This window comes from Enterococcus lemanii (assembly GCF_016909125.1).
Classification (GTDB): domain Bacteria; phylum Bacillota; class Bacilli; order Lactobacillales; family Enterococcaceae; genus Enterococcus_I; species Enterococcus_I lemanii.
The window spans coordinates 1-21,316 of the sequence record NZ_JAFBFD010000021.1 but is presented as its reverse complement, the minus strand read 5'-3'; the positions used below and the strand labels follow the sequence as shown (position 1 = coordinate 21,316).

General features: G+C 35.5%; 19 protein-coding genes and 1 other annotated feature. Of the genes, 1 reads left to right on the top strand and 18 read right to left on the bottom strand.

Annotated elements, in window-relative coordinates; translation table 11 throughout:
- Positions 1-129: 129 nt before the first annotated feature.
- From JOD14_RS07215 to cysK, 3 genes are all read right to left on the bottom strand, one after another.
- The gene (locus JOD14_RS07215) at positions 130-885 is read right to left on the bottom strand and encodes a DeoR/GlpR family DNA-binding transcription regulator (protein ID WP_204654167.1); all 756 of its coding nucleotides are present in this window, start codon (positions 883-885) and stop codon (positions 130-132) included.
- Positions 886-1,022: 137 nt separating this feature from the next.
- Complete coding sequence (epsC, locus tag JOD14_RS07210; protein ID WP_204654166.1) at positions 1,023-1,565, bottom strand: serine O-acetyltransferase EpsC; 543 nt, start codon at positions 1,563-1,565, stop codon at positions 1,023-1,025.
- 10 nt (positions 1,566-1,575) lie between these two features.
- Positions 1,576-2,490: a cysteine synthase A gene (gene cysK, locus JOD14_RS07205; protein WP_239576135.1), complete on the bottom strand. Its 915-nt coding sequence runs from the start codon at positions 2,488-2,490 to the stop codon at positions 1,576-1,578.
- Positions 2,491-2,578: 88 nt separating this feature from the next.
- Positions 2,579-2,815 (bottom strand) — a binding site (T-box leader).
- A gap of 198 nt (positions 2,816-3,013) precedes the next feature.
- Between cysK and JOD14_RS07200 the strand changes: the two genes are divergently transcribed.
- Complete coding sequence (locus JOD14_RS07200; protein WP_204654165.1) at positions 3,014-3,511, top strand: NAD(+) diphosphatase; 498 nt, start codon at positions 3,014-3,016, stop codon at positions 3,509-3,511.
- A gap of 63 nt (positions 3,512-3,574) precedes the next feature.
- On the opposite strand, the gene JOD14_RS07195 is transcribed toward JOD14_RS07200, so the two are convergent.
- From JOD14_RS07195 to JOD14_RS07125, 15 genes are all read right to left on the bottom strand, one after another.
- Positions 3,575-4,276: an FAD-dependent oxidoreductase gene (locus tag JOD14_RS07195; RefSeq protein WP_204654164.1), complete on the bottom strand. Its 702-nt coding sequence runs from the start codon at positions 4,274-4,276 to the stop codon at positions 3,575-3,577.
- 103 nt (positions 4,277-4,379) lie between these two features.
- Positions 4,380-6,263 carry an ABC transporter ATP-binding protein gene (locus tag JOD14_RS07190; RefSeq protein ID WP_204654163.1) on the bottom strand — a complete coding sequence of 628 codons (1,884 nt, stop codon included), beginning with the start codon at positions 6,261-6,263 and terminating at the stop codon, positions 4,380-4,382.
- Complete coding sequence (locus tag JOD14_RS07185) at positions 6,253-7,989, bottom strand: ABC transporter ATP-binding protein (RefSeq protein WP_204654162.1); 1,737 nt, start codon at positions 7,987-7,989, stop codon at positions 6,253-6,255. The genes JOD14_RS07190 and JOD14_RS07185 overlap by 11 nt, the downstream gene beginning before the upstream one ends.
- Positions 7,990-8,012: 23 nt before the next feature.
- Positions 8,013-8,453 (bottom strand): MarR family winged helix-turn-helix transcriptional regulator, encoded by a 441-nt coding sequence (locus JOD14_RS07180; protein ID WP_204654161.1) that lies wholly within the window; start codon positions 8,451-8,453, stop codon positions 8,013-8,015.
- A 241-nt stretch (positions 8,454-8,694) separates the two neighbouring features.
- Positions 8,695-9,840, bottom strand: a complete 1,146-nt coding sequence (locus JOD14_RS07175) for a glycoside hydrolase family 88/105 protein (protein ID WP_204654160.1) — start codon at positions 9,838-9,840, stop codon at positions 8,695-8,697.
- A 64-nt stretch (positions 9,841-9,904) separates the two neighbouring features.
- The gene (locus JOD14_RS07170) at positions 9,905-10,300 is read right to left on the bottom strand and encodes an RDD family protein (protein WP_204654159.1); all 396 of its coding nucleotides are present in this window, start codon (positions 10,298-10,300) and stop codon (positions 9,905-9,907) included.
- A 31-nt stretch (positions 10,301-10,331) separates the two neighbouring features.
- Positions 10,332-11,189: a carbohydrate ABC transporter permease gene (locus tag JOD14_RS07165; protein ID WP_204654158.1), complete on the bottom strand. Its 858-nt coding sequence runs from the start codon at positions 11,187-11,189 to the stop codon at positions 10,332-10,334.
- Between the two features lie 11 nt (positions 11,190-11,200).
- The gene (locus tag JOD14_RS07160; protein ID WP_204654157.1) at positions 11,201-12,085 is read right to left on the bottom strand and encodes a carbohydrate ABC transporter permease; all 885 of its coding nucleotides are present in this window, start codon (positions 12,083-12,085) and stop codon (positions 11,201-11,203) included.
- A gap of 211 nt (positions 12,086-12,296) precedes the next feature.
- Positions 12,297-13,664 (bottom strand): ABC transporter substrate-binding protein, encoded by a 1,368-nt coding sequence (locus JOD14_RS07155; protein ID WP_204654156.1) that lies wholly within the window; start codon positions 13,662-13,664, stop codon positions 12,297-12,299.
- A 366-nt stretch (positions 13,665-14,030) separates the two neighbouring features.
- On the bottom strand, positions 14,031-14,912 hold the full coding sequence (locus JOD14_RS07150) for a helix-turn-helix domain-containing protein (protein ID WP_204654155.1): 882 nt from the start codon (positions 14,910-14,912) through the stop codon (positions 14,031-14,033).
- A 254-nt stretch (positions 14,913-15,166) separates the two neighbouring features.
- Positions 15,167-16,315: a carboxynorspermidine decarboxylase gene (gene nspC / locus JOD14_RS07145; protein WP_204654154.1), complete on the bottom strand. Its 1,149-nt coding sequence runs from the start codon at positions 16,313-16,315 to the stop codon at positions 15,167-15,169.
- Entirely contained in the window at positions 16,315-17,517 is a 1,203-nt protein-coding gene (locus JOD14_RS07140) for a saccharopine dehydrogenase family protein (RefSeq protein WP_204654153.1), read from the bottom strand. Before JOD14_RS07140 ends, nspC begins: the two co-directional genes overlap by 1 nt.
- 12 nt (positions 17,518-17,529) lie before the next feature.
- Complete coding sequence (gene speB / locus JOD14_RS07135; RefSeq protein ID WP_204654152.1) at positions 17,530-18,375, bottom strand: agmatinase; 846 nt, start codon at positions 18,373-18,375, stop codon at positions 17,530-17,532.
- Complete coding sequence (speE, locus tag JOD14_RS07130) at positions 18,376-19,215, bottom strand: polyamine aminopropyltransferase (RefSeq protein ID WP_204654151.1); 840 nt, start codon at positions 19,213-19,215, stop codon at positions 18,376-18,378. It abuts the gene before it with no gap.
- A complete protein-coding gene (locus JOD14_RS07125; protein ID WP_204654199.1) occupies positions 19,215-20,648 on the bottom strand; it encodes an aminotransferase class I/II-fold pyridoxal phosphate-dependent enzyme in 1,434 nt (477 codons plus the stop codon). Before JOD14_RS07125 ends, speE begins: the two co-directional genes overlap by 1 nt.
- Positions 20,649-21,316: the final 668 nt, after the last annotated feature.

Sequence of the window (21,316 nt, the reverse complement as noted above, 5' to 3'; positions counted from 1 at the left end):
AGTAGCTTATTGATTACAAACACATTATAAACAAAAACAAACAAAAAGTAAACACTTTTTGTTTGTTTTTGTTTATTTGAATGTTTAAAGCCAATAATGGAACTAGAAATAGAAAGTATAACGGCTTGCTTAATAAATTACTTCGGTATAATTTGCTAATTTTTTTCTTTTTTCTTCATCTAAGTCATCGGTTACAACTGCCGTCAAATCACTTAAATGGCAAAAAGCCGTGAAGTCTTCTTTACCAACCTTTGAAGAATCAATTAATAAATATTTTTCGACAGAATGCTTTAAAGCTAAGCGTTGTGTGTACGATTCCCCTACCGAAGAAGTCATGACCTCTCCATCTTTTACCCCATTTCCACTAAAAAACATCTTACTAAAACGCATTTTTTCTAAACTAGTATTGGTAATTTCTCCGACAAAAGATTCTGTCACTTGACGCATTTCCCCACCTAAAAGATACACTCGAAAAGATTCCGTTGTTTTTTGAAACAATAAATTAAAAACAGGTAAGCAATTTGTGACGACAGACAATGTTTGTTGGTAAATTTGTGTAGCTAAAAATTCAACTGTCGTTCCTGGACCTAAAAACAAAGTATCCCCTTCCTCAATTAATTCAACTGCTTTTAGGGCGATCGCTTGTTTTGCTTCTATATTGTAAGTGTGTTTTTCTTTATGGGAAGCTTCCTTATATTGAAAAGCAGTATTACTTCGCGCCCCCCCGTGAATCTTTTTTAAAGCCCCTTGCTCTTCTAATTCAGCTAAATCTCTTCGCACAGTCATATCCGTTACTCCTAGTGCCTCAACAATTTCTGAAGTGCGAACGGTTCCTTTTTGATTTACCATTTTAATAATTTCTTCTAAACGCTCGTATTTATTCAAAATGCCACCTCTATTTTTTTATTTTTCTTTATTATAGCTTATTTTTTGGTAGCAACAATTTTTTGTTGGTATTTCAAACATTTTCAAACAAAAAAGGTAGTAGAAGTTGTTTTATCTCCTTCTACTACCTTTTTTGTTTAAATTACATATAAGTAAGCTTTTTCTTTTTCTTTTATGATTCTAGCTGGAACACCAACTGCTGTTGAATAGGCCGGAACATCTTTTAAAACGACCGCATTCGCACCAATTTTGGCTTCTTTGCCGATTGTTACATTCCCCAAAATTTTTGCACCAGCACCAATCATCGCACCATCTTCAACCGTTGGATGTCTTTTAGCTTTTTGATCACCACCAACACCACCAAGTGTGACACCATGAAATAAAGTAACATCATTTCCGACAATTGCTGTTTGACCAATAACAACTCCCATCCCATGGTCGATAAATAAACCACGACCGATAACAGCACCGGGATGAATTTCAATCCCGGTCTCTCTACGGCTTCGATGAGAAAGCAATCTAGCAAAAAAGAAATGTCCGTTATTATATAAATGATGAGCCAAACGGTGATATACTTGCGCTTTTAATCCAGGTGAAAATAAAATCGCTTCGGTTAAACTTCGGGTCGCCGGATCTTTTTCTAAAATGACCTTTCCCAGATTGATGATAAATTGAATCATTTCCTCACTCCTATTCTTGAGCAAATAAGACCGTTGATAAATACCTTTCTCCTGTATCTGGTAAAACGACAACGACTTTTTTTCCTTCACCAAGTCGCTTAGCAACGGCTTTGGCTGCTGCAAAGTTCCCACCAGAAGACATGCCCACTAAAATCCCTTCGTTCTTACCTAAATCTCGTGCTGCTTGATAAGCGGTCTCTTCATCCATATCAATAATCTCATCAATGACCTCTTTATCATAAATAGCTGGAATAAAGTTCGCACCAATTCCTTGAATACCATGTCCAGCAGGAGCACCACCCGTTAAAACAGGCGATTTTTTCGGTTGAACAGCTACGGTTAAAATGTTAGTGTTTTTTTCTTTTAAAACCTTGCTAATACCGCTAATGGTCCCACCTGTCCCAACGCCGGCTACAAACGCATCGATGTCCCCATCTAAGTCTTTTAATAACTCAGCTGCGGTTGTTTCTTCATGAGATTTTACATTGGCTTCATTTTCAAACTGCTGCACTGTAAAATAACCATTTTCTTTGGCCAGAGCTTCCGCCTTGCTAACAGCGCCAGCCATTCCTAGTTTTCCTTCTGTTAAAACTAACTCTGCTCCATATGCTGTAATAATTCGACGTCTTTCAATACTCATTGTATCAGGCATTACTATGATGACATGATAACCCAGTGCTGCCCCAATCATCGCCAAAGCAATTCCCGTATTCCCACTGGTTGCTTCAATAATCGTGTCGCCTTGTTTTAACAAGCCTCTTTTAGCAGCATCTTTTACCATATAATAAGCTGGTCGGTCTTTAACACTACCACCAGGATTAAAACTTTCTAATTTCACATAAATATCGGCAGAGCCTACTTCCTTATGGTTCACCTTTACTAAGGGTGTTTGACCAATAACCTCGGTAATATTTTCGTATAACATAATAAAATCCTCCTTTTTTTTTGCCAGACTAGGTCTGATTTACTTTTAATCAAAAAAAACCTTTTCCCCCCGTGTATTTTATTAAATACACAGAGGCAAAAGGTTAACTTTCGCGGTTCCACTCTGTTTTCAGGATAATTCCCAACTCAAATTCAAGTACAAATATACTCTAGTTCGATAACGGGAACAACCGTAATAATCTACTTAATTTCGATTATAAGCTCATTGGCGCACTTCACTTAACTTCCATATAGACCTCTTTCACCAATGAGGCCCTCTCTAACATATATCTAGTTAAATTACTTTACCAATTCAACGCTAAAATTATTTTCTTTATTTATGAGATTATACTAAGAAAACACAAGGTTTGTCAAGTTTATTTTTAATTTTACGGTTTTGTTGATTACTTTTAAAAAGGAGATTGATAGATATTCTTAATTATCATCGCAAACAAGCACAAAAAAGTCTTGTAGCTTTTTTATTTTTTTTCAGTAATAATAGATAAAAGGAGTGGTATTTACATATGAAATATTGTTTAGAATGTGGAACAAAATTAATAGAAAAAGAGCTCGAGGAGGAAGGGTTGGTTCCTTATTGTCCAAGTTGTCAACACTACCGCTTTCCTGTGTTTAGCGTTGCCGTTAGCGTCATTATTAAGAATACTTCGAATGATAAAATCTTACTGATTCAGCAGTACAATCACAAAAAGAATATTTTAGTCGCAGGTTACATTAACCAAGGTGAAAACGCAGAAAACACCGTTGTCCGCGAAGTTTTTGAAGAGGTAGGCTTAAAAGCTATTAAAGTCCACTATAATCGGAGTGAGTACTTTGAGAAAAGTAATACTTTAATGATGAATTTTGCTTGTACCGTCGAAGATGATACTATCTATCGAAATGAAAAAGAAGTGGATCAAGTAAACTGGTTTCCAATTGACGAATGTTTGGCAGCAATTGCTCCAAACTCATTAGCAGAGAAATTCTTAATTGCGTATTACCGTGACGAAGGGATTATCGAATAAAAAAAGACGGACCGAAACAGCTACTAGCTTGCTAGCATTTCGGCACGTCTTTTTTTATAAGATTTAGGCGAAAAATTCTTGTCTTTTTTGTTCTCGTTTATCGATAAAAATTTGCTCTTCTGAAATACCTTTTTCTTTAAGCATTGCAATATTTTCTTTTAAAAAGTCGTCACTACCAACAATGTAATAGTGACCTGTTTGATCTAATGCTAATTCATTTGCTCGCTGGTAATATTTTGTCCGATTGTCTACAAATTCTGCCTGGAAATTTTTTGTTGCTTGAGATTGAAAGAGATCTTGGAAAAGAAACTCTCTTGAAGATTCGATACTCAAGGAATACAAATTCTTAATGGCTGCTCCATTTCGTAAGTAATCTAATACTATTGGTCTAAAAGTCGCAATCCCAACGCCAGAAGAAAAGAAATAAACTTTTTGATTTTTATTTAGTAACGACACATTGGAATGAATTTTAAATAAGGCAACTTCATCGCCAACACGAAGTTGATTTAAGTTCGCTTTAAAAAGAGAGGGCTGTTCCTTAATTCTAGTCGTAATGCCAATTTGATTCTCACTTGGTAAAGTCGATATCGACATGTGTCGTACCAATTGGCGATTTGGTTTTGCTCCTTCGTTAAAACCTTTTAGAGCAAGATGAACATGCGCTCCAGCTTCCCATGTAAAGTCAATCGGACACGCCAACTGATACGTTTTTACTTCTTTTGATTCGTCTATAATCTCTTTAATTTTTGTCCAGTATATCTCCATCGTACGCCTACCTTTCATTTTTCCGACTTAAATATACTATACAATAATTGAGAATGATTATCAATTAGTTAGAACTAATATCAAATGATGGCGGATACTTGGCTTATCCCATCTCAATTGCACCGGTATAAAGTTGATAATATTCCCCTCTTTGCGCAATTAAATCCTTATGGTCCCCACGCTCAATAATTTTCCCTTGATTCATCACAATAATCGCATCGGCATTTCGAATTGTTGAAAGTCTGTGCGCGATTACAAAAACCGTACGACCTTTCATTAAAGCATCCATCCCACTTTGGACAATGCTTTCTGTTCTTGTATCGATACTTGAAGTGGCTTCATCTAAAATCAGTACTGGCGGATTAGCAACCGCTGCTCGAGCAATCGCTAATAATTGGCGTTGCCCTTGCGATAAAGAACCACCATCACCTGTTAATTCGGTATCATAACCTTTTGGTAATTGTCGGATGAAAAAGTCGGCATTCGAAAGTTTAGCGGCAGCTATAATTTCTTCGTCAGTTGCATCAAGTTTCCCATAGCGAATGTTGTCTTTAATCGTTCCTGAAAACAAATGCGTATCTTGTAAAACAATCCCTAAAGAGCGTCTCAAATCATCTTTTTTAATTTTTTTAATGTCAATTCCGTCATAGGTAATCGTTCCTTCTTGAATATCATAAAAACGATTAATCAAGTTTGTAATCGTTGTTTTACCTGCCCCAGTCGCTCCAACAAAAGCAATTTTTTGCCCTGGTTTAGCAAACAGACTAATATCATGCAAGACTGTTTTATTCGGATTATAACCAAACGTTACATGATTAAAGCGAACATCTCCCGTTAATTCGGTGTATACGACTTGGCTTGGTTGCGTTTCTTTCCAAGCCCATTGTCCCGTTCGCTGTTTTACTTCTTTCAATTGCCCATTAGGCTCTTTTTCAACATTTACTAACTCAATTGTGCCGGTATCCGTTTCTGGTTTTTCATCTAATAATTGGAAAATTCGTTGTGCACCGGCTAACGATAAAATAATGGAGTTAAATTGTTGCGAGATTTGAGCAATTGGCATTGTAATACTTTTCGTAAATTGAACAAACGAAGCAATGCTACCAACAGTCAATGCCGTCACACCAGTAATGGCAAAAATTGAGCCGACAACCGCCGTTAATAGATAAGTAATATTCCCTATATTTCCCATAATCGGCATTAAAATATTCGCATAAATATTGGCTTTTGTTGCATTTTCTTGTAAAGTGGCATTCAATTGATTAAAGTCATTGAGCGATTCTTCTTCGTGATTAAAGACTTTTACTACTTTTTGTCCTTCAATCATCTCTTCTACGTAGCCATTTAATGAACCTAATGCTGTTTGTTGAATTGAAAAGTAACGACCACTACGGCTTCCTAGGAAACGAATGACAAATACCATCACACCCACCATTAATAAAACAAAAATGGTCATCGGTACATTAATAATAAACATGGCAATTACAATCGATAAAATCGTAATTAGTGCTGAAAATGTTTGTGGAAAAGACTGACTAATCATTTGTCTTAACGTATCAATATCATTTGTATAATGACTCATAATATCGCCTGTTGCGTGACCATCAAAGTAGCGAACGGGTAATTTAGACATATGCGCAAACATTTCATCACGAATATCTTTTAATATACCTTGCGATACCGTAACCATTGTGCGGTTATAAATATAGGCAAATAACGCACCCGTTAAATATAATCCAGCCATCATTGCAATTGTTTGAGCTAATTTAGAAAAGTCCGGATTTGCTTGTAAAGTTAAAGGCATAATGTAATCATCAATTAAAACCTTCGTAAAGCTAATTCCAATGGCATTCGTTGCAGCACTAATGATAATACTAATAACAACAACCAACAAACGCCATTTATAGTCTTTTGTCGCATAAGATAAAATTCGTCCTAGCGTTTTAAAAGGACTGTTTTTAGTAACGGCAATTGATTTATTTTTCATCTACTGCTCCTCCTTTCATTTGAGAGGCATATACTTCTTGATAAATGGCATTTTGGGCCATCAACTCCTCATGCGTCCCAATGCCATCAATTTTCCCTTCATTTAAAACGACAATTCGATCAGAATCTTGAATCGATGCAATTCTTTGTGCAACAATAATTTTTGTCGTATTTGGAATTTCTTCATTAAAAGCGCGTCGAATATAGGCATCCGTTTTTGTATCAACCGCACTTGTGGAATCATCCAAAATTAATATTTTTGGTTTTTTAAGTAGTGCACGAGCAATCGTCAAGCGCTGTTTTTGTCCACCTGACACGTTTGAGCCACCTTGGTCTAACATCGTCTCATACCCATCTGGGAAAGATTCGACAAAACCATCGGCTTGAGCTAACGAGGCCATGTGCTTGATTTCTGTTTGAGAAGCTGTCTGATCACCCCAGCGTAAATTTTCGCTAATGGTACCAGAAAACAGCGTGTTTTTTTGCAAAACCATCGCAATCTGATCACGTAAAGTAACAAGATCGTATTCTTTGACATTTCGACCAGAAACGAGCACTTCACCGGCTGAAACGTCGTAGAGTCTAGGTATTAATTGAATTAAAGAACTCTTTCCACTGCCAGTTCCACCAATAATTCCTATTGTTTCGCCTGATTTTATTTTTAAATTAATTTCGGATAAATCTGCTTCTTCAGAAGAATCGTTGTATTTAAATTGAACATTTCTAAATTCAATTTCGCCATTTTCAATTTCCATTATTGGGTTGGTTGGATTAACTAACGTTGGCTTTTCATTTAATACTTCGCTTACTCGCTCAATCGAAGCTTCTGAGATGACAATCATTACGAAAATCATCGAAATCATCATTAAGCTATTTAAAATTTGCATCATATAAGTAATAAAACTCGTTAACTCACCAGCCGTCATACTACCACCGACCACGTATTTCGCACCAAACCAATAAACCAATAATAAGGTCGTATAGATCCCTATTTGCATGACGGGATTGTTTAAAGCAATAATTTTTTCAGCTTTCATAAAATTTTGCTTGATATCTTCCGAAGCCTGTTTAAATTTACTAATTTCTTGTTCCTCACGCACAAATGACTTCACTACCCGAACGCCATTGATATTTTCTTGAACTGTTCGATTTAGATGATCGTATTTTTTGAATACCTCAATAAAATAAGGATGCACCTTAAATACTAATCCAATTAAGGCACCCCCTAAAATTGGCAGTACAATTAAAATAGTTAATGCAAGTTTCAAATTAATAAAACTAGCCATTGAAAAGGCAAAAATAATCATAAATGGCGCACGAATAATTGTTTTTAAAATCATTTGAAAGGCCATTTGAATATTTGATATATCCGTTGTTAAGCGTGTAATTAAGCTTGATGAGGAATATTTATCAATATTATCAAAAGCAAACGTTTGAATGTTTTTATAAATATCATGGCGAAGATTCGTTGAAAATCCAACCGCTGCTTCTGATGAGAATTTCCCACCTAAAGCGCCAAAAAGCATGGATAGACAGGCAATTACAAACATTAAGGCTCCGATTTTTAAAACATAGGCCATATCACCTTTCATTAGCCCTTTGTCTAAGACTTTTGCCATCAAAAATGGAATAAATATTTCAGCAGACACTTCTAGTGCTAAAAAAAGCATCGTTAAAAACGACGGCAACTTGTATTGCCGCATTGACTTACTAATTGTTTTGTACATAAATGATTCTCCTTCTGATTATTTCAAAGATATTCTTGCTCCATTAAATTGTAGATTTTAATGATTGTCTGAATGGTCGTTTTAATCTCTTCTTCAGGAATTTCTTTCAGCAACTCGCTATTTTTTTTATGAAAATCATAAATCAGATTTTGATAAAGCTCGATTCCTTTTGGCGTTAATTGAAGATTAACGACTCGTTTATCTTCACTATTTTCTTCTTTTACTAAATAACCATTTTCTTCTAAGACTTTAATATCTCTAGTAATGCTAGGCATCGTAACATTAACGGTCTCTGCAATATCACTGACTCGAACTTCATTTAACTTTTGTGACAAATCATGACAAATTTTAATTAAATAAACATGGCGACGCTGCAACCCAACTGGTGGATTTGGTAAAAATTGAATAGTCTGTTTCGCTGCCATACAAGCTGTAATATAATCTTCTGATAGTTGATTACTCATTGAACCCGCTCCTTTCATAAATTACCTAAGATAATTACCAATAGTAAGTATATTAGCGGAGTATAAATAAAATTGCAATAATAAAGTAACATTTTCAGCGTTCATTTTTTTCACCGATGCCTCTGAGTCAAATATTTTATATGAAGCGACTGGATTCAAGAAGAAATTGATTCATTATTTTCTAACCACACAATACAAAATTAAAAGAAGAACTTGATGTTTTTGTCATCAAGTCCTTCTTTTAGTTTTGTGATTTTAAATATTCTGTGTAGGCATAAACGAGTGGTCCAATTCCTTTTGCATCATTTTCCACAATTGGTTCTGAAATATAATATTCGTAAGAGCCATCTCGCTGTTTATAATGGCCTTTTCCTGGCATGCCACCTAAACCAGCAACTAAGCAAATATCTTTTAATCTATATTTTCCATCATGACAAAAAAGTTTTTGCTCTACAATATTTTTTAATATTTCTTCTCCCTTATAATAAAAGTTTTCTGGCAATACGCCTAAGCGCGCACCCTTCATTAAAGTGTAAGCAATCGCGCTTGAACCACTCGTTTCAAGATAATTACCTTCTTTAGCTCCTTGATTGGTTACTTGATAAAAAAGTTTTGAGTCCGCTTCTTCATTAACAAATAATGCTTCAAGTAACGCTGTTAAATCAATGACCAACGTTTCTTTTTCTTTTGGATAATCATCTTTTAAAAGACTAATTGTATCAATTAGAGCCATTGCATACCAACCTAGCGAACGCGTCCAAAAATTTTCACTACAACCCGTATCTGAATTTGCCCAAAAAGCTTTACGCGTCTCATCATAACCATGGTAGTATAAACCTGTTTTGGGATCTTTCATTTTTTGACTCACATTGTAAAATTGTTGCATGATATCTGGTAAATTCTGATTCGCATTAAAGTTTCGCTCATATTCTAAGTAAAACGGCTGCACCATGTATAAACCGTCTAACCAAATTTGATTTGGATAGATTTTTTTATGCCAAAAACTACCTGATGGCGTCCTCGGTTGCTTTTTTATTTGAGCATACAAACAATCCATCGCTTTTTTATACCTTTCATCTTTTGTTTGCTCATATAAAACAAATAAAACTTTGCCTTCATTGATTGAATCTGAATTCATCGCGTCTAAAGAATACCCTAAAATTTCACCTTTTTCATTCACGTAAAAATCAATAAAGCTTTTTAAAAACTCAAAATATTTTTCTTCTTTCGTACTCTGATACATCTCTAAAACAGCAATTAACATACAACCATCAATGTAACTCCAAGCAGGTGGTTTATTTTCTAAAATCGCTTCTTGATTCCAGACTGGTTTGTCAGGAGTTGATTGATTTAGTAAATCATCAAAAAAAACTTTAATTTTTTCCATTTTTTCTCCTTCTATAAAAGGCAAGCGAACGCTTTACTTCTTTGTTTTCTATCAATCGTTTTACTTAAATTTGAATTACTTTCGTGTGCGTTGCTTCTTCATGCCCACCAGCTTTACCAGCCAATAAAGGTAGACAAATAAAGTAACAGCTCATTAATTTACACAAAATCTCTCTTTGAAAAATAACAGCTACTGAAATATCTTTACGGATTTCATCGGTTGAAATAATCTTCAAACGATAAAATCCTTTGCCAATCGTTTGACCATTTTGCATAAAAGGGTATTGAAGTAAGAAATACAAACTGCTAACGATTGTCATCCCTAAAATTGTTCGTAGCCAATTGTTTGAAATAACTGGTTGCATCCAAGGTAATAAAAAACCAAAAGTTAGAAATAGTAACAATATTCCCAGAAAAAAATCAATCACTTGCGCAATTGCTCGCTTCATTAAAAAGATCATCTTTGCATTTCTCCTTCCACGTATTTTATCCCTATTCTTTTCCACCTGTGCTCGCAACCCCATCCACAAAATAGCGTGAACCAGAGAAGAATAACGCAATCATCGGTAATAATCCAAGACAAGAAGCCGCAAAGACGCGACCATAATTAACCATCGCTTCCCCATCAAGTTGTTGTTTTAGTACAACTGAAAGAACGGTTTTATCTGGACTATTTAAGAAAATAAGCGGACCTTGGAAATCATTCATTCCCCACATAAAGCAAAGGAGCGCCACTGTGATTAAAATCGGTTTAATGACTGGAACAATAATTTTAAATAGAATTTGCAAATCATTGCAACCATCCATCACGGCGGCTTCATCTAGTTCACGTGGAATGGTACGCATAAACTGAATAATCATAAAGACAAAAAAGGAAGATGAAGCAAAAATATCCGTAATATATAAACTAGCAAAAGTATCTAACAATCCCATTTCACGATACAGTAAATATAAAGGAATTCGAAAAGCTAGTTCTGGCATTAATAACGTGACAATTACTGCACTAAAGACAAATTTTTTCCCTTTAAAAGATTTACGCGCAATCACATACGCTGTAATTAAACAAGATAAAACGGTAAAAATTGTTTTGGGAATTAAAAATTTTAAAGTGTTGCCAAAATAATAAAGAATATTATGCTCTTTCGTAATTTGCCAAGCTTCTTTAAAATTCGTTGTTACAATACGATCTGATGGCGGGAAAATATTAAGCGTACCAAAAATATCTTGATTTTGTTTAAAAGAAGAACCAACCATCCAAAATAATGGATACAATAAAATAATCCCGACAATAATTAATAACGCGTAACGAATCAACTCATTGATTTTACGCTGCGATTTACTCATTTCCATCTCTTAACCTCCTAATCGTTATAGTAAACCCAGTGGTCCGACGATTTAAAAATAATAATCGTAAACACACCCACAAGTGCTAATAAAATCCAAGTTAACGCACTGGCATAACCATAGTTCCCATTTTGAAATGCTTGTTCATAAATGTATAAATTCAAGAAATAGGTTGATTTATTGGGTCCACCCTTTGTAATTAAATAAGCAGAGTTAAATTCTTGGAAAGCTTTTACCAAAACGTTAATGGCATTAAACAAAATAACAGGAGTGATAATTGGAATCGTAATACTAAACAATTGTCGAACTTTGCTTGCGCCATCCATTTCAGCTGCTTCATATACTGATTTTGAAACACCTTGTAAAGCAGATAAGAAAATAAGCATTGTCGACCCAAATTGCCACGTTTTTAAAATTATTAGTGTAAAAATGGCAAACGTTGGATCTTTTGTCCAATTAATCGCGACGTCTCCTCCTAAGTGAAAGACGCTTAAAAAACCATTTACCGGGCCATTTACATCAAATAACATCGTCCATAAGATTGAAACAGCGACGTTCCCTCCTAAAATAGATGGAATATAATAAGCGGTTCGGAAGAAATTTACCCCTTTTAATTTAAAGTTCAAAATAGCCGCTACAATGAAAGAAACTGTCACAACAGCAGGCGTGCCAATCAAAACGTATTTTAACGTCGCAACTAAAGAGGCACGAAAGGTATCATCTTTTGTAAATATTTCAATATAGTTTTGTAAACCTACAAACTCTGGATCACCTAAAATGGGATATTCTTGTAAACTATAGATAAAAGAAGCGATGATTGGATAAACTTTAAAAACTAAAAAGCCAATCGTCCATGGTAATAGCATTAAATAGATCAGATAATTATGTTGCTTTTTTTTCATAAGGTTCTGTTCCCCCTTTTTTCATTTTGTATAAGAAAAACAGGGTTGTAACATAAGCTTCTTTGTTTGTAAAATAACCAAAATTACAGTAAGTAGATTTACAAAAAATTGTTCTTTACTGCTAAAAACTCAGAAAGATTTTTGCAATCGAATCGTCTTTTGGTGTATTTTGCCACATTTTATACTTACGTTACAACCTTGCCGCTAATTATTAGTCTTTATAATATTTATCTAATGCATTTTGTTGTTTTTCTACATAATCTTTTGCAGCTTCTGCAGCAGTTGATTTTCCTGAGCGGAAAGCTTCAATTGCAGTATAACGTTCATTTCTTACGTTTTCGTCTTCAAAATATGGGTCCATTACTGTTTGGTCATATTCAGCTAATACTTCATAGCCTTGTTTTACAGAACCGTCAATTAGAGCAAGTTTTTCTTGGAAATCATAAGTCACTTTGTTACTTGAAACGCCCAATGTATCCCCAGCAGCTTTTACTGCCTCTTCATTTGTGAACATGAAGTTGATAAAATCCGCCGCAACTTCTGGATTTTTACTATTACGTGAAACAGCATAACCAAAGTTTGGCTTCACATATACATTTGGTTTTTCATTCGCCGTTTCGTTGAAGTAAGCGCCAACTGTTAAATCATCACTTGCTTGGCCACTTTGGTAAGAACTTACCCATTTTCCTAGTGAATTTGCCCATTCATAAATACCACCTGTACGGCCATTAACCCACTCAGGATTTGACTCATTTTCAATGGATGGGTCTTGAGCAAATGTCGGCATCACGCCTGCATCTTCAAAAGCTTTGTACTGACTTAAAACTTCTTCAACCTCTTCAACAGAATAATTAACTTGCCCATCGGTTTGCATCACTTTACCGGTTTTGTTAAACAACATTTGAGCGATAAATAAATCTTTAGATACTTCTCCCATGTTTGTAAAAGCATATTTATTTTCTGCTCCAGTAGCCGTATTGTCTTTTGAAATTACTTTTCCAGCTTCGATTAAATCAGTATAAGTAACGGGTAATTCTAGGTCGTTTTCTGTAAATAATTTAGAATTCATTAAGTTTACACGACCCGTCATTCCATGAGGAACGGCTGCTTGTTCACCGCTAACTTGCATCGCTTTTAAATAATTTTCATCCCAATTTGATAAATCAATAAAGTTTTTCACTTCATCCAAATTATAAAAGACATTTTTACCTCGGCCGTAAGAAAACAACCAGTTATAGTTTACTTGCATGACATCTGCTTCGGTTTTACCTGAAAGCTGAGTTAAAATTTTCGTTTGCCAGCCATCCCAAGCACCATATTCAATATCAACCGTTACATTTGGATTAGCTTTTTCATATAGTTTTGCGACTTCTTTCATCGCTTCATGACGATTATCCGCTCCCCACCAAGAGAACTTAATTGTCACCTCTTCTTTTGTGATTTCACTTGATTCTACTACTTCATTGCTCACATCATCACCAGAAGAAGCATCTGATTTCGTGCCAGAACTACAACCAACTAACAACGTCGTAACCATTAACCCACTAGCTAATAATTTGTTCAAGTTTTTTCTTTTCATCTTTTCGTCCTCCTAAACTTTTATCATAAATAAATGATTTACACGAAATATGTATCCGCTTACCACTAATATACATCAATGTTTTTGATGGTCAACGCAATCAAAGAACTTGCACAACCAAGTAGACAAAAATTACTATTTTTGAACTATATTGACTTTTTTTAACTTTAACTAAAAAAACACGCATGCCATCCATTTTTTTTGTAAAAAAAATGAATAAAACTTGTTACGACAACGTTTTATTTTATCTCTTCTAATGAACAAACAACTTTTTTCTTTTTATTTTTCACTTTAATAAAAAATAAAAAAGCTATCTCATTTATAGAGGATAGCTTTATTCAACAAAGTTTTTATTTAATTTTGGCATTAGTTGTTATTTTTTTCACGTAAACTTTTTTTGTAAGCAATTTGTTTTTTTCGATACTGAAGTGGTGACGTTTCAACATATTTTTTGAATACTCGGTTAAAATAGGTAACGTTTTCATATCCTATGTGACTCGCTACTTGTGCAACAGTCATTTTAGAGTCTTCTAACAATCGTTGCGCTTGTTGAATTCTTTGAATGTTTGTAAATTCTGTAATCGTATAGCCGGTACATTTTTTAAAAATACGACTTAAATAGGATTTATCTAGGTAAAATACCTTTGCAATTTCTTCTAAAGAACCAACCGTTGCATAGTTATCACGAATATAGTGTTGGACTTCATTGACAAAATCATTTATTTCTCCTTCGACTTCAGTTGGCAATGAATGCATCGCCCCACTGATTTTTAATCGAGTGAGATAGATAATTAGCTCAAAAAAATTTAATTGGACCACTGCTTGATAGGCAATTTGTTTTTGTTCAATTTCACTTGCTAATGCAATCAAGCAATCCTCAACAAATGCACGATCCGCGTGAGGGATTTGAACGACGCCACAGTGTTCCTTTAAAAACAATTCTAAATCAATTCCCAAACTAGTTGCCGTTGCTTCAAAAATCTTTTTATCAAAATGAAAAACTAGACGATCATGAAACAACTCTTTATCTGAATAAGTATTATGCACTTGATTGGAGTCAATCAAGATAAAACTCCCCTCTTTTACAGCATAATGTTGTTGATCAATAAAAAAATGACGCTTTCCTTGGAAAAAATATTGAATTTCACATTCAGGATGCCAGTGTTTTATCATATTGTATTCAACGGTTCGAGTTGAACGATCAATACTGATACCATTCATCTGACTACTAATAACGACTTCTTTCATATTAAAATCACCCCTTATTTTCATTTATGGATAATTTTAACAGGCTTCTACTTTTAAGTACAATGCAAAATGTGATTTTGGCAAAGAATAATCGGCGCATTTTGAGCATCTGTCTTTTCTTAGGGGCAAAAAAGAAAGCGTTACAATTTAGAGAACCAAAGCAACAACACGCAAAATAACGCTTGAACATTTTTTTGCGTGTTGTTTTATAAAATATTTATTTTTTATGAATTTTATTCTAACTCTAACCTTTTTTATGACAATCGGCTTTTAAAATCTTCATAATGAAACGATTTAACTATTTTTAATTGATGATTTGCATCCACGGCCATTAATTTTGCAAGCGGCATCCCATTGAAGGTATTCGTTTTAACAAAAGAGTAAATGGCCATGTCACAAAAAATAACTTTATCGCCAATTTGTAATGGTGTGTCAAAAGAATAATCGCCAATGATATCCCCGGCTAAACATGTTGGTCCTCCGAAACGATAAGTAAAAGCTTTCTCCTGCGCTCGACCACTCCCCATTATTTCTGGGCGATAAGGCATCTCTAAAACATCGGGCATATGACAAGTTGCAGACGTATCTAAAATCGCATTGGTTATGCCATAGTTTTGCGTAATGTCTAAGACTTGCGCGACTAAATAACCGGCATTTAGCGCCACAGCCTCACCTGGTTCTAGATAGACTTCTAAGTTATAGGTGCGCTTTATATATTGAATACAGTCAATTAAAGTGCCCAAATCATAATCTGAACGTGTGATATGATGGCCACCACCAAAATTCAACCACTTCATCTGGTGTAGATACGAACCAAATTTTTCCTCGACTACTTTTAATGTAACTGCTAAATCATCGGCATTTTGTTCACACAAAGTATGAAAATGCAAACCTTCAATTCCCGTTAAATCTTGACCCACGAAATCACTTAAAACAATACCTAGCCGTGATCCTGGCGAGCAAGGATCATATAAATCATGGCCTTCTTGTGTCGAACACTCTGGATTAATTCTTAGGCCAAATGATTTTCCACTGGCTAGCGCTTCTTTTTTATAATATTGCCACTGACTAAAAGAATTGAAAATCAGATGATCACAAATTGGTAACAATTCCGTTAATTCCTCTGACCGATAAGCCGGTGAAAACACATGCGTCTCTTTGCCAAAATGTTCATAGCCTAAGCGCGCTTCATAAATCCCACTTGCGGTAGTACCATCTAAATATTTGGCCATCAATGGGTAAAAGTAAAACATCGAAAAAGCTTTTTGCGCTAATAAAATTTTACACCCCGTTGCTTCTTTGACTTTAACTAATTGCTCAAGGTTTTTTCGCAATAAGTTTTCTTCAATCACAAAAGCCGGTGTCTGCACTTTTTCAATGTCCCACAAGATTTCTGATATCATTATTCTGCCACCAAGACAGGATTAAAATCTTCCACCCACGGTAAGCCCCATTGGTTCAATGCTTTCATAAATGGATCTGGATCCATTTCTTCAACGTTATAAACGCCTGGTTTATTCCACAGACCATTGACAACCATCATCGCCCCAATCATCGCGGGGACTCCAGTTGTATAAGAAACGGCTTGAGACCCGACTTCACGGTAACATGCTTCATGGTCACAAATATTATAGACATAATAGGTTACGTCTTTGCCATCTTTTTTCCCACGATAGATACAACCAATATTGGTTTTTCCTTTTGTTCGTGGCCCTAAAGAAGCCGGATCTGGTAAAACGGCTTTTAAAAATTGTAAAGGAATAATTTCTTTCCCTTCAAATAAAATTGGCTCAATTGAGGTCATCCCCACATTTTCTAAGCATTTTAGATGCGTTAAATAACTTTGGCCAAAAGTCATAAAGAAACGAATTTGTTTAATCCCTTTGATATTTAAAGCTAGTGACTCTAACTCCTCGTGATATAACAAGTACATCTCTTTTTGACCGACTTCGGCAAAATCATAGACTTTTTTTATGGCCATTGGAGCCGTTTCAATCCACTGGCCTTCTTTCCAGTAACGACCATTCGCTGAAACTTCGCGAATGTTGATTTCAGGGTTAAAATTGGTTGCAAATGGATACCCATGATCGCCACCGTTACAATCGAGGATGTCAATGTAGTGAATTTCATCAAAATAATGTTTTTGGGCATAAGCAGAAAAAACACCCGTCACCCCCGGGTCAAAACCAGAACCTAAAATGGCGGTAATTCCTGCTTCTTCAAACTTTTGGCGATATTCCCATTGCCATTTGTATTCAAACTTGGCCGTATCTTCTGGTTCATAATTTGCCGTATCTAAATAATGGGTTTTTGTTGCTAAACAAGCATCCATAATAGTTAAATCTTGATAAGGTAAAGCTAAATTCATCACGATATCCGGTTTGAAGTCTTCAATTAAAGCAATTAACGCTTCGACATTATCGGCATCAACTTGGGCGGTTGAAATTTCACAACCTTGGCCGTCTAGTTTTTCTTTTAAATCGTCACATTTTTGTTTTGTTCTTGAAGCAATACAAATCTCTTTGAATACTTCTTTATTTTGGACACATTTGTGCACAGCAACACTTGCAACCCCACCTGCACCAATAATTAATGCTTTTGCCATTTTTCCACACTCCTAATTGATTGCTAATAATAATTCACGAATAATTTTACAAGCTAAAGCGGTCGATGCCCCACTTAAATCGTAAGGCGGCGACAATTCATTGACATCTAAGCCTACAATATTTAATTTGGCGAAGTCTAAGATTGCCTCGAGTAACGTTTCAAATGATACACCGCCTGCTTCAGGTGTCCCTGTTCCTGGAAAAGCAGAAGGATCAAGGACGTCTAAATCAATGGTTAAATAAACCGGTTTGTCTTTCAGTTGTTCAATGACTTCTGTTAGGCCATTAAAGTTAAATTTTTGTAAATAAGTATGGTTTTTAGCAAACTGGAACTCCGCTCTTTCTCCAGAACGAATACCAAATTGAAAAATCCGCTGATCACCAATTTGATCCCAAATTCGACGAATCACCGTTGCGTGAGATAATTCTGCGCCTAAATATGCTTGTCTTAAATCGGTATGTGCATCCAGTTGAATCACATGAACATCGGGATAAGCTTCAAGCACGGCGTCAAACGCTCCTAACGTGACTAAATGTTCGCCACCAATCATAAAAGGTCGTTTTTTAGCAGCTAAAATTTCTGCTGTATGAGCTTTTATATCCGCTAAAGCTAAGTCGACCCGCCCAAATGACAATTCCAAATCACCAGAATCAAAGACCTGTATTTCTTCTAAATCTTTGTCTTGATAAGGACTATAGGTTTCTAGACCAAAAGATTCCCCGCGAATCGCTCGACTAGCAAACCGAGTACCCGGTCGATAAGAAGTAGTTGAATCATATGGTGCCCCAAACAAGACTGTTTTAGCTTCTGCAAAAGAAGCCGTACAACCAATAAAAGTCTCAACATTCGTTTGCATCTATATTAGCTCCTTAATATAATTTGGTAAATAAAACGCGCCACGGTGAATCTCTGGATTATAGTAACGGGTATGAATTTTCTGCGCTTCCCATTGGGCAACTTGAATATCCGTTTCTGGATTCGCTTTTTTTGCTGAATACCCAAACAATAAATAACCCGCTGCGTAACTTGGTACACTGCTCATATAAATTTTATTAATTGGAAAGACCGAAATTAAGCGATGACGAATATGACGAAAAGCTTCTTCGTCTTCTTCATAAAAGCCATTGGCATGCTGGCTAATTAACGTCCCTTCTTCACGTAACGCTTTGTAACAATTTCCATAAAATTCACGCGTAAAAAGACTCTCATTAATGCCAAATGGATTCGCCGTATCGACAATAATCAAATCATACGCTGCTTCTTTTCCGCGAACAAATTTCAACCCGTCTTGAAAATGCAAACGAACGCGTTTATCAGAAAAAGTCTCTTGGTTTTTAGGAAAATACTTTTGACAAACTTGGATAACTTTTTCGTCAAGTTCTACCACATCAATGGTTTCAATGGATTCGTATTTTTCTAACTCACGTAATACCCCACCATCACAGCCACCAATGACTAAAACATTCCGAATCAATGGTTGAACCGCTAGCGGCACATGGACCATCATTTCACTATAAAAAAACTCATCTTTTTCCGTATTAATTAATTCTCCATCTAAAGTCAAAATACGTCCAAACTCCTTTGAATCAAATAATGCAATGTGATGATACTCGCTTTGGCAGCTAAAAACTTCGCGATCGACATTAATTGATAACTTTACCCCTTCTTGGTGATACTCTGAAAACCACAAGTCCATTATTTTGCTCCTTTCACGACTTTAATCGTCTGTAAGGTTGTATCTTCGGTTCCCATAACGAGGCAACCTTTTTCCTGTGCATAAACAATATGCTCGACCACTTCATTCGTAATCAGTTCGCCCGGAGCAACAATTGGAATGCCTGGTGGATAGCACATCACCATTTCCGCTGAGATATAACCTGCACTTTCAACTAACGAGCGACTTTCATGATGCGCAAAAAAAGCTTCTCTTGGTGAGATCTTCACTTCGGTTTTTGCAATATCAAAGACCAGTAAGCCTTTTTTATCCCGTTTAAAGCGACGACGAATTTCAGATAAAGCCCCGACTAACCGCTCAATATCATGGGGTCGATCGCCAACAGAAACATAAGCCAAAATATTGGCGGTGTCGCCAAATTCAATTTGAATATTGTATTCATCGCGTAACAAGTCGTAAACTTCACTACCAGTTAATCCTAAATCCGTTGTTTTTACGCACAATTTTGTGACGTCAAAATCATAAATGGCCTCTCGGTTAATCACTTCTGTTGAATAAGCATAATAATCACCAATTTCATTGATTTCATCACGTGCATATTGTGCGAGATTTTTGACTTGCTCAAAAATTACTTTGCCATTTTTAGCTAGATTGTGACGAGCCAAGTCCAGACTCGACATTAATAAATAACTTGCACTGGTTGTTTGGGTTAAATTAATTATTTGACGAACATATTCTGGGTCAACCCCTTCGTTACAAAGTAAAAATGAGCTTTGGGTCAATGAACCACCCGATTTATGCATGCTCACCGCAGCCATATCTGCTTGAGCATTCATCGCATTCATTGGTAATCCTTCACCAAAATACAAGTGTGCTCCGTGCGCTTCATCCACAAGAACTTTCATGCCATGTTGATGAGCGAGCTCCGTAATGTTACGCAAATCTGAACAAATTCCATAATAAGTCGGATTATTAATTAAAATGGCTTTTGCCTCTGGATTAGCTAAGATTGCTTCTTTGACTTTACTTAAAGGCATGCCGGTTGAAATTTCTAACTCTAAATGTAACGGTGTCTCAATATAAACTGGTACTCCACCACACATAACTAGTGCATTAATCACACTTTTATGAACATTTCTTGGCAATAGAATTTTCTCGCCTGCTTTAAGCGTGGCATAGATCATATTTTGAACCGCCCCCGTCGTGCCATTGACCATAAAAAAAGCATGTTTTGCACCAAAGGCTTCCGCTGCAATTTTTTCGGCTTCTTTAATGACAGAAACTGGGTGACTTAAATTATCAAGTAGCTTCATCGAATTTGCGTCTAGTGACAACGCTTTTTCACCTAAAAAATTGGTTAAAGCAATACTACCTTTTCCTCGTTTATGTCCAGGCACATCAAAAGGGACTAAACGCTGCTTTTTTAGAGCCAGTAAAGCTTCCACAATTGGCATTCTTTCTTGTTTTTCTGTATACACGTTATCTTCTCCCCTCCTTTTATTTCGGATGCTTGGGTACAAAAAAAGAACCCAAGCAATAGTTATCTATTACTTGAGTTCATTCGATTTCTCCATCATTGTCTTCTTGTTTTTTTCTAAAATCACATAAAAAAACAAAATCGCGTTTACCGGTAGAACGTTAGAGTCTATTTAGTAGGCATACTTTTACCACTCTTACTAATCGTTTTCACAAGCATAATGTTAGACTAACTATCCAAGTCATTACCTTATAAAAAATTTGAGTCGATAACTTCTTGTTATCTCTTCAATGGGCGCGAAGCCCCTTTACTACTTCAAATCTGTTGTTTCCAACAGCAATAAGTTTGGCAAAGTAAAACTCGCCTCTCTCGTCTTGCAGAATTACTGCACGCAAATATTAACATGAAAAAATTATGAGTACAATCATTTTTTTCAAAGAAAACTTCTTCTTGTCTTAAAATAACGAATTATATTATATGTAAAAGGCTTTAAAGTTCGCTAAAAAATAAAATAATAAAAGGAGACGTTAAGCCTTTTCCAACTATAATTGAACCAATTTCATAATTCACTTTTATAGAAAAGACAACACTCATCCAATTTCGAATTGTGTAAATTTTTCGAAATTTCATGACTATTCCTTTTCG

What these genes read in the sequence shown, in the direction of transcription:
- speB (WP_204654152.1), bottom strand. Translation starts at nt 18,375, where the DNA reads ATGCAAACGAATGTTGAGACTTTTATTGGTTGTACGGCTTCTTTTGCA.
- JOD14_RS07140 (WP_204654153.1), bottom strand. Translation starts at nt 17,517, where the DNA reads ATGGCAAAAGCATTAATTATTGGTGCAGGTGGGGTTGCAAGTGTTGCT.
- cysK (WP_239576135.1), bottom strand. Translation starts at nt 2,490, where the DNA reads ATGTTATACGAAAATATTACCGAGGTTATTGGTCAAACACCCTTAGTA.
- JOD14_RS07160 (WP_204654157.1), bottom strand. Translation starts at nt 12,085, where the DNA reads ATGAAAAAAAAGCAACATAATTATCTGATCTATTTAATGCTATTACCA.
- JOD14_RS07175 (WP_204654160.1), bottom strand. Translation starts at nt 9,840, where the DNA reads ATGGAAAAAATTAAAGTTTTTTTTGATGATTTACTAAATCAATCAACT.
- JOD14_RS07125 (WP_204654199.1), bottom strand. Translation starts at nt 20,648, where the DNA reads ATGCCAATTGTGGAAGCTTTACTGGCTCTAAAAAAGCAGCGTTTAGTC.
- speE (WP_204654151.1), bottom strand. Translation starts at nt 19,215, where the DNA reads ATGGACTTGTGGTTTTCAGAGTATCACCAAGAAGGGGTAAAGTTATCA.
- JOD14_RS07180 (WP_204654161.1), bottom strand. Translation starts at nt 8,453, where the DNA reads ATGAGTAATCAACTATCAGAAGATTATATTACAGCTTGTATGGCAGCG.
- JOD14_RS07155 (WP_204654156.1), bottom strand. Translation starts at nt 13,664, where the DNA reads ATGAAAAGAAAAAACTTGAACAAATTATTAGCTAGTGGGTTAATGGTT.
- JOD14_RS07195 (WP_204654164.1), bottom strand. Translation starts at nt 4,276, where the DNA reads ATGGAGATATACTGGACAAAAATTAAAGAGATTATAGACGAATCAAAA.
- JOD14_RS07200 (WP_204654165.1), top strand. Translation starts at nt 3,014, where the DNA reads ATGAAATATTGTTTAGAATGTGGAACAAAATTAATAGAAAAAGAGCTC.
- epsC (WP_204654166.1), bottom strand. Translation starts at nt 1,565, where the DNA reads ATGATTCAATTTATCATCAATCTGGGAAAGGTCATTTTAGAAAAAGAT.
- JOD14_RS07170 (WP_204654159.1), bottom strand. Translation starts at nt 10,300, where the DNA reads ATGATCTTTTTAATGAAGCGAGCAATTGCGCAAGTGATTGATTTTTTT.
- JOD14_RS07165 (WP_204654158.1), bottom strand. Translation starts at nt 11,189, where the DNA reads ATGGAAATGAGTAAATCGCAGCGTAAAATCAATGAGTTGATTCGTTAC.
- nspC (WP_204654154.1), bottom strand. Translation starts at nt 16,315, where the DNA reads ATGATATCAGAAATCTTGTGGGACATTGAAAAAGTGCAGACACCGGCT.
- JOD14_RS07150 (WP_204654155.1), bottom strand. Translation starts at nt 14,912, where the DNA reads ATGAAAGAAGTCGTTATTAGTAGTCAGATGAATGGTATCAGTATTGAT.
- JOD14_RS07190 (WP_204654163.1), bottom strand. Translation starts at nt 6,263, where the DNA reads ATGAAAAATAAATCAATTGCCGTTACTAAAAACAGTCCTTTTAAAACG.
- JOD14_RS07185 (WP_204654162.1), bottom strand. Translation starts at nt 7,989, where the DNA reads ATGTACAAAACAATTAGTAAGTCAATGCGGCAATACAAGTTGCCGTCG.